This window comes from Bradyrhizobium ferriligni (genome assembly GCF_056837965.1).
This window is the reverse complement of record NZ_JBXEJO010000124.1, coordinates 1-13,570: the sequence shown is the minus strand read 5'-3', so window position 1 is coordinate 13,570 and position 13,570 is coordinate 1. Positions and strand designations below refer to the sequence as shown.

At 64.5% G+C, this 13,570-nt stretch carries 9 protein-coding genes; 4 read left to right on the top strand and 5 right to left on the bottom strand.

Going from position 1 to position 13,570, the window contains the following annotated elements:
- Positions 1-147: 147 nt before the first annotated feature.
- The 3 genes from AC1VNY_RS41035 to metG form a co-directional block, all read right to left on the bottom strand.
- Entirely contained in the window at positions 148-3,024 is a 2,877-nt protein-coding gene (locus AC1VNY_RS41035) for an EAL domain-containing protein (RefSeq protein ID WP_028333677.1), read from the bottom strand.
- 120 nt (positions 3,025-3,144) lie between these two features.
- A complete protein-coding gene (locus AC1VNY_RS41030; RefSeq protein ID WP_411782856.1) occupies positions 3,145-4,143 on the bottom strand; it encodes an NAD(P)H-quinone oxidoreductase in 999 nt (332 codons plus the stop codon).
- A 69-nt stretch (positions 4,144-4,212) separates the two neighbouring features.
- Positions 4,213-5,892: a methionine--tRNA ligase gene (gene metG, locus AC1VNY_RS41025; protein WP_482409455.1), complete on the bottom strand. Its 1,680-nt coding sequence runs from the start codon at positions 5,890-5,892 to the stop codon at positions 4,213-4,215.
- A 266-nt stretch (positions 5,893-6,158) separates the two neighbouring features.
- Here metG and AC1VNY_RS41020 point away from each other — a divergent pair, with 266 nt between their 5' ends.
- Both AC1VNY_RS41020 and rcdA read left to right on the top strand, forming a co-directional pair.
- Entirely contained in the window at positions 6,159-6,350 is a 192-nt protein-coding gene (locus tag AC1VNY_RS41020; RefSeq protein ID WP_028340278.1) for a DUF1192 domain-containing protein, read from the top strand.
- Between the two features lie 643 nt (positions 6,351-6,993).
- Entirely contained in the window at positions 6,994-7,506 is a 513-nt protein-coding gene (gene rcdA, locus AC1VNY_RS41015) for a protease adaptor protein RcdA (protein ID WP_069280242.1), read from the top strand.
- 16 nt (positions 7,507-7,522) lie between these two features.
- On the opposite strand, the gene pdxR is transcribed toward rcdA, so the two are convergent.
- Positions 7,523-9,037, bottom strand: a complete 1,515-nt coding sequence (gene pdxR, locus AC1VNY_RS41010) for a MocR-like pyridoxine biosynthesis transcription factor PdxR (protein ID WP_482409454.1) — start codon at positions 9,035-9,037, stop codon at positions 7,523-7,525.
- Between the two features lie 133 nt (positions 9,038-9,170).
- Between pdxR and AC1VNY_RS41005 the strand changes: the two genes are divergently transcribed.
- Entirely contained in the window at positions 9,171-9,797 is a 627-nt protein-coding gene (locus tag AC1VNY_RS41005; protein ID WP_482409453.1) for an FMN-binding negative transcriptional regulator, read from the top strand.
- Between the two features lie 14 nt (positions 9,798-9,811).
- A complete protein-coding gene (locus AC1VNY_RS41000) occupies positions 9,812-10,429 on the top strand; it encodes a LysE family translocator (protein ID WP_482409452.1) in 618 nt (205 codons plus the stop codon).
- Positions 10,430-10,514: 85 nt separating this feature from the next.
- Here the strand turns inward: AC1VNY_RS41000 and AC1VNY_RS40995 are convergent, their stop codons facing one another.
- Positions 10,515-13,118, bottom strand: coding sequence for an MASE1 domain-containing protein (locus AC1VNY_RS40995; protein ID WP_482409451.1), 2,604 nt, complete (start codon positions 13,116-13,118; stop codon positions 10,515-10,517).
- Positions 13,119-13,570 lie beyond the last annotated feature (452 nt).

Below are 13,570 nucleotides of genomic sequence, written 5' to 3'. Positions count from 1 at the left end.
GGGCTGGGGTGGGGGCTCTCTCCGCGAGTCGTTCCGTGGAGAGAGCCCCCACCCGTATCGCATCTTCGATGCGATACGACCTCCCCCGCAAGCGGGAGAGGTGCAGCGAGCTCGCTGCAAGATCGATGCTAACTTACTTGACCGAGCTTAGCTCGCGGCTTCCAGCCGTTCCTCGGTGAGGAGCCGGGTCGCGGCATCGGCGTCCATCGGCTCGCCGAAGGCAAAGCCCTGGGCGTATTCGCAGCCGAGCTGGTAGAGCTCGACGGCGTCCGAATCCGTCTCGGCGCCTTCCGCGACCACCTCCATGCCGAGATCGTGCGCCAGCGCGATGATCGATTTCAGGATCACCGGGCGGGTGCCGCGGCTCGTGGTGCGGACGAAGGACTGGTCGATCTTGATGGTGTCGAACGGGAAGCGCTGCAGATAGGACAGCGAGGAGTGGCCGGTACCGAAATCGTCGAGCGACAGCCCGGTGCCGAGCTCGCGGATCCGCGCCAGCATCTGGGCGGCGTGCTCCGGGTTCTCCATGACCAGCGATTCCGTCAGCTCCAGCTTCAGCGTGCCGCGCGCCACCGAGGAGCGCGACAGCACGGTTCTGATGTCGTGGATCAGATCGTGGCGCAGCAATTGTCGCGACGACACGTTGACCGACGCGAAGATCGGCTCGCGCGCGCGCATCGCGCGCTGCCACACCGCGAGCTGGCGCGCGGTCTGGTCCATCACGAACATGCCGAGATCGACGATCAGGCCGGTCTCCTCGGCGACGTTGATGAACTCCGACGGCGACATTCGGCCGAGCTTGGGATGGTCCCAGCGTGCCAGCGCCTCGAAGCCGGCGATCGCGCGATCCTCCAGCCGCACGATCGGCTGGTACAGGATCGTGATCTCCTGCCGTTCGATGGCGCGGCGCAGGTCGCTCTCCAGCGTCAGGCGGTCGGTCTTGCGCGCCCGCATCGCCGGCTTGTAGACGTCGATGCGGTCGCCGCCGATCCGCTTGGAATGATACATCGCAAGCTCGGCGTCCTTGATGATCTCGTCGGTCAGCGGCGCCGCCGGGTCGGACAGCGCAAGGCCGATCGAGGCGGTCAGGAAGATCTCGCGGTCGTTGAACGCGATCGGGGCGCGGATGGTCTTGCGGATGGTCTCGGCGAAATTGGTGATCCGCGCCGGGTCCTGCTCCGACAGCAGGATCAGGCCGAACTGGTCGCCGGCCATGCGCGCCAGCGTGTCCTGCGGCTTGAGGATGCGGGTCAGCCGGCGCGCCAGCGTCAGCAGGATGGAATCGCCGACCGCAATCCCGACGGAATCGTTGACCTGCTTGAAGCGGTCGAGGTCGATCACCATCAAGGTCGGCCGCAGGTTCGGCATGGTCTTGGCGAGATTCGCCACCGCGCCGAGGCGGTCCATGAACAGCCTGCGGTTCGGCAGACCGGTCAGATTGTCATGCACGGAGTCATGCAGCATCCGCTCTTCGGAGTTCTTGAACTCGGTGACGTCGGTGAGGGTGCCGACCACGCGCGAGACCTCGCCGTCGGAGCCGACCACCGGCCGCGCCTTCAGCGCGAACCACATGAAATGGCCGTCCGGCGTGCGCAGCCGGAAATCCTGCACCAGGCGGCCGCGGCGCTGGTCGAGCACGCTGTCGAGCGCGGCGCGGAAGCGGTCCTGGTCGAGCGGGTGCAGCACCTCGAGCCATTTCGCGGCGGGGCCTTCCAGCGTGCCGCGCTTGAGGCCGAGCAGGGCCTCGGTCTCCGGGCTGGTGAACACCTTGTCGGCGGACACGTCCCAGTCCCAGATCAGGTCGCCGGAGCCGGTCAGCGCCAGCGCGCGGCGCTCGACATCCGAGACGACGCCGGTGGTGGCGCCGCCGCCGGCGAAGGCGTGCTGCATCACCGTGAAGCCGATCAGCATCACGATCAGCACCAGGCCGCCGAGCAGCGCGGGGCCGACGATGTCGTTGGTGACGGAGCCTGCGACCGTCATGCCGGCCGCGACCACCCAGACCACCAGCAGGAACCAGGTCGGGATCAACAGCACCGCGCGGTCGAAGCCGTGGGTCGAGAGATAGACGATCAGCGCGAAGCCGGCGAAGGCGATCATCACCAGCGACATGCGCGCGATGCCGGAGGCGACCGCGGGATCGAACAGCGCCAGCGCGACCAGCGAGCCGAGGAAGACCAGCCAGCCGATCGTGATGTGCGAGTAGCGGACGTGCCAGCGACTGAGATTGAGATAGGCGAACAGGAACACCAGCAGTGTCGCGGCGAGGATCGCCTCGCCCGCCGCGCGCCAGACGCGCTCGGCGTTGTTCGACATGTCGAGCACCTTGCCCCAGAAGCCGAAGTCCACGCCGATATAGACCAGCACCGCCCAGGCCAGCGCGGCGGCGGCCGGGAACATGATGCTGCCCTTGACCACAAACAAGATCGTGAGCACGAGCGCGAGCAGGCCCGAGATGCCGATCACGATGCCCTGGTACAGCGTGAACGAGTTGACCTTGTCCTTGTAGGCGTCGGGTTCCCACAGATAGAGCTGCGGCAGCTTGTCGGTGCGCAGTTCCGCGACATAGGTGACGACGGCGCCGGGATCGAGCGTGATGCGGAACACGTCGGCGGTCGGGCTCTCCTGCCGCTCCGGACGATCGCCGACCGATGGCGTGATGGTCGCGATGCGCGACAGGCCGAGGTCGGGCCACAACAGGCCGGACGACACGATGCGGTAGTGCGGCGCGACGATCAGGCGGTCGAGCTGGTCGTCGGTGTTGTTGGCGAGCGCGAACACCACCCAATTCTGGCCGCCTTCGCGGGCGCGAACCTCGATGCGGCGCACGATGCCGTCGGTTCCGGGTGCGGTGGAGACCTGGATGCGGTCGGTTTCACTGCGCTGATGGTCGAGAACCGCCGTCAAATCGATCGCCGGCGCATCGCTGCGCACGCTCACCGCGTCGATCGCATACGCGGCAGGCGCGGCGGCAAACATCATGAGGCCCAGCGCGAGCAGCGCAAGGCACCTGATCAGACGCAATGTCAGTACTCCGCGATCGACAAACTGACCGGGCCCGGCGACCGGCCCGGCGGTGGCGCGATAAATGACACGAAAGCGAAGGGAATCAAAGGGTTTCCGCCCCTGCTTCCGTCGCGAGGGTTAAACCACCAACACAATTTTGCCAATATGTTCGCTGGTCTCCATGCGCCGGTGCGCGTCGGCGGCCTTTTCCAGCGGGAATGTGCTGTCCATCAGCGGTTTGACGCGTCCTTCGCGCAGCAAGGGCAGCACCTTTGCCTCGATCGCCGCGACCATCGCCGCCTTGTCCGCATTACTACGGGGGCGCAGGGTCGAGCCGGTGTGGTGCAGCCGCTTGACCATCAGCTTGGCAAAATTGGCCGTGGCCTTCGGTGTTCCCGACAGGAACGCGATCTGGACGATGCGGCCCTCGACGGCGGCGGCGTCGTAGTTCCGGTCGATATAGTCGCCGCCCACCATGTCGAGGATGACATCGGCGCCGTTGCCGCCGGTGGCCTTCTTCACCGCCTCGACGAAATCCTCGGTCTTGTAATTCACCGCGTGATCGGCGCCGAGCTTGAGGCAGGCGTCGGCCTTGTCCTGCGAGCCGACGGTGACGATCACCTTGGCGCCGAACGCCTTGGCAAGCTGGATCGCCATCGTGCCGATGCCTGACGAGCCGCCGTGGATCAGCAGCGTCTCCCCGGCCTTGAGCGCGCCGCGCTCGAACACATTGTGCCACACCGTCATCAGCGTTTCCGGGGTAGCGCCGGCTTCCTGCATCGACAGCGAGGGCGGCACGGTCATCGCCTGCGCGTCCTGCGCGATGCAATATTGGGCGTAGCCGCCGCCGGCGACGAGCGACATCACCTTGTCACCGATCTTGTGCTTTGCGCCTTCTCCGAGCGCGACCACTTCGCCCGCGATCTCGAGGCCGGGCAGGTCGCTGGCGCCGGGCGGCGGCGGATAGGAGCCGGAGCGCTGCGCGACGTCGGGACGATTGACGCCGGCGGCCGCGACCTTGACCAAAATCTCGCCGGCCTTCGGCACCGGCACCGCACGGGTCTCCGGCACCAGCACCTCAGGGCCACCCGGCTTGCTGATGGCAACGACGGTCATTTGCGCGGGCAGGTTTGGCATGGTCGGTCCCTGGTCAGTGGAGAGGATTGGCGGATGGCATACCGCCTTTTCCACCGAAGCGAAACGCCATTAAGCCCCGAACCGCGTCGTGAGCTGGTCGGCTCTCTCAGGCGTGATTTTCTCGACCAGCGGCTCGAGCCTTGCGACCGGCGTGCCCGCGCCGCGATCCAGCAGCGGGAGGAGTGGGCCAGTGGGCCAGCGCGGCACGGCATCGCTCTGACCGAGCGCGCCGAGCACGCGCTCCGCGAGGTGTGGCACGATGCTCCACGCCAGCGTCGCACCAAGCGCGACAAGATTGAGCCCGACGCGGGTGATGACCGCCGCGCGGACCGGATCGGACTTGATGGCGGACCATGGTGCTGCGTGCTGCAGGTAAGCATTCGCGGTGTCCCAGATCGCGCGGGTCGCTGCCGCCGCTGCGCGAAACTCTAGTGCGGTGTGGTGGCGTTGCAGCGTCGCGATGCGCTGCTCCAGATCGTGCGCCAGCTGTCGCTCGGCATCACCGGATACGCCGCCTCCGGGAAAGCGGCCGTCGAAGGCGCGATGCGCAAAACTGATGATGCGGTTGGCGAGATTGCCGAAGATGTCGGCGAGATCCTTGTTCACGTCGGCAACGAACCTGGCGACGCCAAAATCGGTGTCGGCGCTTTCGGGCGCGTTGGCGATCAGCCACCAGCGCCAGAGATCGGCGGGCAATTCCGTGAGCGCCGCATCGGTGAAGACGCCGCGCTTCCTGCTGGTCGAGAACTTGCCGCCTTCGTAATTCAGCCAATGGAATCCCTTGATCACATCGGCGGTCTTCCACGGTTCGCCGGAGCCGATCAGCGTCGTCGGAAAGCTCACGGTGTGGAACGGGATGTTGTCCTTGCCGAGAAACTGGATGTAGCTGACGTCATCGGCCTGCCACCACCATTGCCGCCAGTCGCGGCCGGGCGCGGCGTCGGCCCATTCCTGCGTCGCCGCGATGTAGCCGATCGGCGCGTCGAACCACACATAGAACACCTTGCCGTCGAAACCTTCGCGCGGCACCGCGATGCCCCAGGCGAGATCGCGGGTGATGCAGCGGTCGCGCAGCTCGGCATTGAGCCAGCCCTTCGCGGTCGACACCACGAAGGGTGGCCATCCGCTGCGGCTGTCGATCCATGCGCCGATTTTTTCGACCAGCTGCGACTGGCGCAGATAGAAATGACGGCTCTCGCGGATCTCGAGCGCGCGGTCGCCTGAGAGCGCCGAGCGGGGATCGATGAGGTCCGGCGGGTCGAGCAGCGTGCCGCAATGGTCGCATTGGTCGCCGCGCGCGCCGGCGTCGCCGCAATGCGGACAGGTGCCGAGCACGTAGCGGTCGGGCAGGAAGCGCTGGTCGGCGGGCGAGAATACCTGCCGCGAGGTGCGTGCTTCGATCAGTCCGGCGTCATCGAGCCGGCGATAGAAGTGCTGCGTCAGCGCATGATTGTGCGGCGAGCTGCTGCGGCCGAAATGATCGAAGGACAGACCGAAGCGCCGGTAGATGTCGGCCTGGATGGCGTGCTGCGCGTCGCAGAACGCCCGGACATCCTGTCCGGCCTCGATGGCGCCGAGCTCCGCCGGTGTGCCGTGCTCGTCGGTCGCGCAGATGAACAGCACGTCGTCACCGATCTGCCGCCGGAAGCGGGCGTGGACATCGGCGGGCAGCAGCGAGCCGACGAGATTGCCGAGATGCTTGACGCCGTTCACATAGGGAAGGGCGCTGGTGATGAGAATCTTGGTCATGGGTTGAGGTCTTTCGCGTTCGGTGATGCCGACCCCGGATCGGGAAAATCAAAAAGCCCTCCCGCATGATCGGAAGGGCTTGGGGTCGGCTCATGCCTGGCGCGCAGGCGCGCAACTATCTCGTCCGGTCAGACTCCTTGCGGTCGGGCCGGGGCATTCGCGTCAGATGTTGCGCGCACACGAAAGTCACTGCAAAATTCTCCTGTACAACGACGTTTATCATCTCTGGACGCACGGCGCCAGACCAGCATCGCGGGGGAGGACAGATGCCGATTGAGGATGAGGACCGGCCGCGGAAGAAAATCAGCCACGAGATTGGACAGGATCTCTCGCTGCTGTCGGTCGAGGAATTGACCGAGCGCATCGCGCTGCTCACGACCGAAGTCGATCGCCTGAAAGAGGCGATGACAAAGAAGCGCGCGTCGAAGGATGCCGCGAACGCGTTCTTCAAGTCGTAGCGCTGCGATCTCACTGCTGTCGTAGCCCGGATGAAGCGCAGCGCAATCCGGGGCAGTGTTATCCGCGGATGGGCGTTTCCCGGATTTCGCTGCGCTCCATCCGGGCTACGCTGCTGCGATTTTATTCGAAGCCGCCCTCAATCCGTCATCCTGAGGAGCCGCGAAGCGGCGTCTCGAAGGATCGACGGCCACTGGCCGGGCCGTGCATCCTTCGAGACGCGCTACGCGCTCCTCCAGCGACAAAGGCGGAGCCTTTGCGCGGGGATGACGGAATACGCGTTCGCGCGACCCGTTGGCTCCATCCGAGCCATGAAGAGACCTGTCCCAAACTAGGTCAATGGCCGACATGGCAAACAAAGCGTCAAGAAATCCGTTCATTTACGATCGGTTAAGCTTTCTCGATTATGACTGGCATTGTCCTCGTTTGGACACCGAGTGGCTCCTGTCCACTCTGTTTGACGCCTCCCTGTTATCAACTTCAAAAGCCGCCGGAAACGGCGGCTCTTTTTTGTGCGTCCTATCCGCTGGAAACCATAAATCCGGTTGCGGCTGGACTCTTCGGCGCGCCCGCGCAATGATTTGTTCATCATAAGCTGGCGCGTCAGATGCCAGCGGGCGTTACGGTGGTGTGAGGGCGTTAACCATGGCCGATCGTTCCCAGAGCGAAGCCGGGCTTGTGCTGTTCAGTGAACGGCTGACCAATTCTGCGGCATTCGGCGTGCTGTTTCGGGAAGGCATGGACCTGGTCGAGCAGACCGCCGCCTATCTCGACGGTGACGGCCGTGCCGAAGCCAAGGCGCTCGAACGGTCCGTGAGCCTGACCTATGCCACCGAAAGCATGCGCCTGACCACGCGGCTGATGCAGCTCGCGTCCTGGCTCCTGCTGCATCGCGCGGTCAAGGAAGGCGAGATGACGCTGACCCAGGCCAATCGCGAAAAGACCAAGGTCAAGCTGTCGGCTGCCGATCCCGGTCCGGTCGACATGGTGACCAAGCTGCCCGAGCAGTTGCAGCAGCTGATCGCCCGTTCGATGGATCTGCAGGCGCGCGTCCGCCGCCTCGACACCACGATCCACGCGCCGGCGCCGGATCGTTCCTCGATCGGCAACCCGCTGGTGCCGCAGCTCAACCGCCTCAAGGCCGCGTTCGAGCAGTAAAGTCCAAGCTGCAAAATCAGTGTGAGGCCTCAGCACGGCGTGGCGTGGCGCGCCGCTGTGACGTGTGCTGATCGATCACACGTCGTAGCCTGATCGCCGCCGCCTCCAACTCTTCAGCTTCGAACCCGCCGAAGCCGAGCATCAGGCCGGGGCGTGGTGCGGCCTTGTACATCGGCGAAATCGGCCGCAGGACGATGCCGGCGGCAAGCGCTGATTTTGCCAGTTGCACATCGTCGAAGCGCTCTGGCAGCCACAACAGCAGATGCATGCCCTGATCGCTCGGCTGCAGCGTGACGTCACCAGGCATGTGACGCGTCAGCGCCGCGATCAGCGTCGTACGCCGTGCGGCGTAGACGCCGCGAATGCGCCTGATATGCGCCTCGAACAGCCCCTCGCGCATATAGGCCGCCAGCACGTGCTGGTCGGCGGTCGGCGAATGCCGGTCGAGCAGCGCCCGCGCGCCGGCGAAGGCGTCGATCAGCGGCGCTGGCGCCACGACGTAGCCGAGCCGCAGCGAGGGAAACAGCACCTTGCTCAGCGTGCCCAGGTAAATCACCCGCGATGGCGCAAGGCCTTGCATCGACGGGAAGGGATGCCCGGCATAGCGCAGCTCGCTGTCGTAATCGTCCTCGACGATCCAGGCATTGCTTCGCTGCGCCCACGCCACCAGCGCATTGCGGCGGGCCATGCTCATCGGCATGCCCAGCGGATATTGATGCGACGGCGTCACGAAGGCCGCGCGCGCGTGCGGGCACGCGGCGACGGCGGCTTCGACGTCGATGCCCTGCGCGTCGACTTCAACGCGCGTGGTGACGAGATCGAGATCGTCGAGCACGGCGGTCATGCCGGGATAGGCGGGATCCTCGGCCCAGACCCGATCGCCTGACGACAGCAGCACGCGGCCGGCGAGATAGAGGCCTTGCTGGGTGCCGGCCGTGATCACGATCTGCTCGGGCTCGCAATGCACCGCGCGGGATTTGCGCACATAGTCGGCGATCGCCTGCCGCAGCTCCGTCAGGCCGCGCGGATCGCCATAGCTCGCGGGCGCCGCGGCGCGCGATGCGCGTACGCGGTTGCCGAGGCGGCGCCAATGGTCGTCGGGCGCGACCGCGCCGCCCGGGACCGCGATCGCAAACGGGACTTCCGGCATCGGCATGAAGGCTGCCGCCACCTTGGCAAGCCGCGCCGCGCGCGGCGGCAACTGGATCGGCGCCGATTTGCTCGGTTTGCGATCGACCATGACGGGCCGCGCCTGCTCGGCAAGCATCGGCGCGACGCGGGTGCCGGCACCGACCTGCGATTCCAGATAGCCCTCGGCCAGCAGCTGCTCGAAGGCTTCCGTGACCGTGCCGCGCGCAACGCCGAGCGAGGCCGACAGCGCGCGCGTCGACGGCAGGAATTCCCCGGCCTTCAGTTCGCCGCTCGCAATCGCGGCGCGCAGGGCCTGCGCGATCTGCCGCCCGACCTGTCCGGCGGCGCGGTCGACGGCCCGGAGCGAAGGGATGCTGATCGTGGCGCGCAGACGGGGCATAGTGGACCAATCAAGTTGATCGAAAGTGGCTCTTACCATAGGCCACTTCGGCGCTATGGTGGAGCAGCAATTGATGAGGCCTGCCAGAGGTCTGCCAAGGGGGTCTGCCGAGAGGTTCGCCAAGGGGTCTGCAATGTACCTGCCGCCGCATTTCAAGATGGATGAGCTCGGTCCGATCCACGCCGCGATGCGGGCGTCAAAGCTCGCGACGCTGGTCACCGCAACCGCCGATGGCCTGATCGGCACGCCGCTGCCGCTGATCCTCAATGAGAACGAAGGCGACTACGGCACGCTGTACGGTCACGTCGCGCGGCCCAATCCGCAGTGGAAGCTGCCCGCGGTCGGCGAAGCGATGGCGATCTTCATGGGGCCCGACGCCTATGTGACGCCGTCCTGGTACGTGACCAAGGCCGAGCACGGCAAGGTGGTGCCGACCTGGAATTACGTCGCCGTCCACGCCTACGGCGCGGCCGAGTTCTTCGAGGATGCCGAGCGCCTGCTCGACGTCGTGACCCGGCTGACCGAACTGCACGAGAAGTCGCGCCCGGAAGTCTGGCAGGTCAGCGACGCGCCTGACGATTTCATCAAGGCGCAGCTGCGCGGGATCGTCGGCTTCCGGATGCCGATCACGCGGATCGACGCCAAGAAGAAGATGAGCCAGAACCGCAAGCCCGAGGATCGCGCCGGCGTCATCGCGGGTCTTGGCGCCAGCGACAATCCGGTCGATTGCGAGGTCGCGGCGATGATCCCTGGGAACTGAGACGAACGCGCCCGATGGAATTGTACCTTGCCTTCGCGATCACGACCGCGACCTTCGCGCTGATCCCGGGTCCCGCCATGCTGTACGCCGCGGCCCGCACTTTGGCGGGCGGCAGGCGCGCGGGGCTGATGGCCTCGCTCGGGCTGCATCTCGGCGGCTATGTCCATGTCGTCGCCGCGGCCGCCGGCCTCGCTCTGCTGTTTCATGCGGTCCCGCCGCTGTTCATGGCGATGAAGCTTGCCGGTGCGGCCTATCTGGTCTGGCTCGGGCTCTCGCTGTTCCGCGACCGCGACAATGCAAAGCGCCCCACATTCACGCCGCTCTCCGCGGAGCGCGCCTTCGCGCAAAGCATCGTCGTCGAGGTGCTCAATCCGAAGACCGCGATCTTCTTCCTGGCGTTCCTGCCGCAATTCGTCGATGCGTCGGCCGGCCTGCCGGTCTGGGCCCAGCTGTTTCTGCTCGGCACAACGGTCAATCTGACCTTCTCGGCGGTCGACATCGTCTGCGTGTTCTTCGCCAGCGCCGTGATGTCGAAGTTGCAGCGCTCGAAGAGGTCGCAGCGCGTCATGCAGCGGATCGGCGGCAGCATCCTGGTCGCGCTCGGCGCGCGGCTGGCTTTCCAGGATCGCTAGCAGCAGTCATGTCGATCAGCGGCGATGGTGCGGATCAACGCTTCGTCAGGCTGCGCGACGAGCCGCTTCTGCATGGCGCGACCGGTCAATTTCTGCGCACGGCTTCGGTCGTGCTTGAAGTCATGGGCGTGCCGGATGATCGCGTTGGTCGCGGCGGCGCAAGGTCGTGGATAAAATCTCTTAGGGCGTCCGTATCGAACGGCTTGCGGAGTATTTTTAGACTTGGCGGAGCCGCTTTTGCGGCATCGCTGTAGCCGGTTGTAAGGGCTATCGGCAAACCGGGGTATCGCGACCTGACTTCTCTCGCGAGCCCGACGCCGTCGATGGTCCCGGGCATGACGATATCGCTGAAGACGAGATCGATCTTTGTACCGGCTTCGAGCAATTTCAGCGCCGCTTCGGCCGAATCTCGATAGATCGTGTCATAGCCCAGATGCTCGAACAGCGAGGAAGTCACATCCGCCACTTCTGGGCTGTCGTCGACAACGAGAACCGTCTGCCGCTGCGGCTGCCTTGCTCTTGTTCTGGCAGCGGCCAGCTCTTTGCTGGTGATTTGCTCGTCTGCGCAGGACGGCAGGTAGATTGTAATCGTCGTTCCCTGTCCAACCTTGCTGTCCGCCGTCACCGTTCCGCCGGCCTGATGCGCGAAACCATAGACTTGCGACAAGCCGAGCCCGGTACCCTTGCCGACCTCTTTGGTCGTGAAGAACGGATCGAACATCTTGGACAGCAGGTTTGGCGGAATGCCGGTGCCGGTATCGCCGAGCGCTATCGCAAAGAAAGCCTTTGCGCGGCGATCGCCGCCGGTTTCCTGGTTCGCGGTCACCGCATGGACGGATAAGGTGAACGTGCCGCCGCTTGGCATCGCATCGCGCGCATTGACGGCGATGTTGACGATCGCAAGTTCCAGCTCGGCGAGGTCCACCTTGACCGACGCTACGCCCTCGCCGACGTTCTCGTTGTACACGATGTTCCCGCGCAGCGAGCTCTCGATCATGGTCCGCATGTTCTTGATGGACGCATTCAGGTCGACGACCGTCGGGCTGAGATGCTGATGACGAGAGAATGTCAACAATTGGCGTGTGAGGCTCTCGCCGCGTTTGGCCGCGGTCTGTATGGCTTCAATTGCCTTGGGCAGTTTTGGATCGAGCAGGCGAGTAAAGATCTGGGCACTGCCTCCGATGATCATCAATAGATTGTTGAAGTCGTGTGCAATCCCGCCGGTCAGCTTGCCGATTGCCTCCATTTTCTGCGACATCGCGAGCTGTTCGCGCGCCTGAACCAGCTTCTCCTCCGCGTCGCGTCGCTCGGTTGCGTCCCGCAGGATACTGATAAAGCCGATCAGATTTCCTGCGTCATCATGGCTCGACGAGACCGAGCCGGTGATGAAGAACGGCGTACCGTTCTTTCTGATGCGCCAACCCTCTACGTCGTACTTGCCTCGTTCGATTGCCGTCTCCAGCGCGTGCGTTGGCGAGCCTGCGCGGCGTTCATCCGGCCGATAAAATATTCCAAAATGCTTGCCTATGATTTCTTCCGAGGTGTAGCCGATGATCTTTTGAGCGGTGCTATTCCAGCTCGTAACGTGTCCTTCCCGATCAAGCGCAAAAATCGCATAGTCGACGACGCCTTCGATAAGGGTTTGGAAGTGCCGTCTGATGCTGTCAAGCGCCGAGGCGTTCCGTTCAAGTTGACCGTTCAGTTGGTCCTGCACGGAAAGCAGATGGGCTTCCGTGGTCTGGCGCGCGGCAATTGCCGCAGCCAGGGCAAGAGGCGGCGCCGATACGATGATCGAAAGCACGAGCAGTGACAACAATGCGCCGCCCGGATCCGTCTTCGGAAACGGATCATTACCGGACGCGAACCCCCAGACTGCCATTCCGGTGAAAATGAGCGCAGCCGTCGCCGCGGTGCATCGATTGCCGCGCAGGCCAGTCCAGATCAACGGGAGCAAAGCCAGAAAGCCCAGCAGGCTGCGATGCGGCAACGGCAAATTGAGATCGTCGCTGATGAGGTCACTGCCGATGAGCGGGCTGTAGGCTAGGATCCCAATGAGACCGGCGAGTGCGGGAACAGCGATCGATTCCAGCAGAGCCCACCTGGAGGAAATCCGTAAGGGCATCATCGCCCAGAGCACGATGACCGGAGCAATCACCAGGGTCGCGGCTGCGTCGGCAAGCCACCAGGTCAACCCGGCGGCGATGGAATCGGGAAAGCTCGGTTCGTTGCCGAAGATGAATCCGGCCAAAGCGATGGATGAACTGATCATCGCGGTCGGTGCAAAGGAAATGCTCGCAAACTTTGCGACGCCGGCTGGCGTGGCAAACGTCTGGCGGCCGTTCGACCACCGTCCGATCAGCCATGTCCCGGCCATTGCAGCAAGGAGGGTGCCGATCCCGGCGGCGACAAACTCCAGGAGCGGTCGGTCGGTCATCAGGTAAGGCGCGACGGCGCCCACCAGGATCGCGGGCCAGACCCGGTACCCACGCAGCAGCATCAGCGCGAGCGCAACCCCGGTTGGCGGCCACAGCGGTGTCGCGGCTGGATTGATAGCGGGAAGGAGATGTGCGGAGGCCGCAAGGCTCCCGTAGATCGCGGTGACGATAAAAACTTCGATCGAGTAGGTCACAGCGCTCCGAGCATCGCCAAAGGCGAAAATGCCGGCCTTATCGAACCTTGCCCGTTCCATCACAAGCCTTTGCGGTGGGCACCTCAAGAATGCGGTAGGGAACGACCTGGCACCCGGTCCAATGTCACCCGAAGGAGGGCGATAGCATTTTCACCATGTCGATGACCCCTGCCAAACACTCAACGCAGTTTTGACCAAAGCATGGCCGCTGCATCGAGAGTAGGGGGCGCCAACAACTTCGTAACAAGGGCTATGGGGCAGGATCGCTGACCTAATGGCGTGGGTCCTGCAAAATCGATCCGATCCCGCTGCGTGTCGGTGTCGCTCAAGTGACCGCTTCGGGTCAAACGCGAATATTGGCAAGAGCTATTCGAGCTCAGCTTTGGGCCCAGGCTGTGTGAAAACGCTCTGTTTGAAGTGATTCGCGCGATAAGATTCCCCAACTTTGCGGGGCATCTGATGAAGCGCTTTGTTGAAGGGTTGGGTCGCGGGCAGAGCACGCTGTTCCCGGC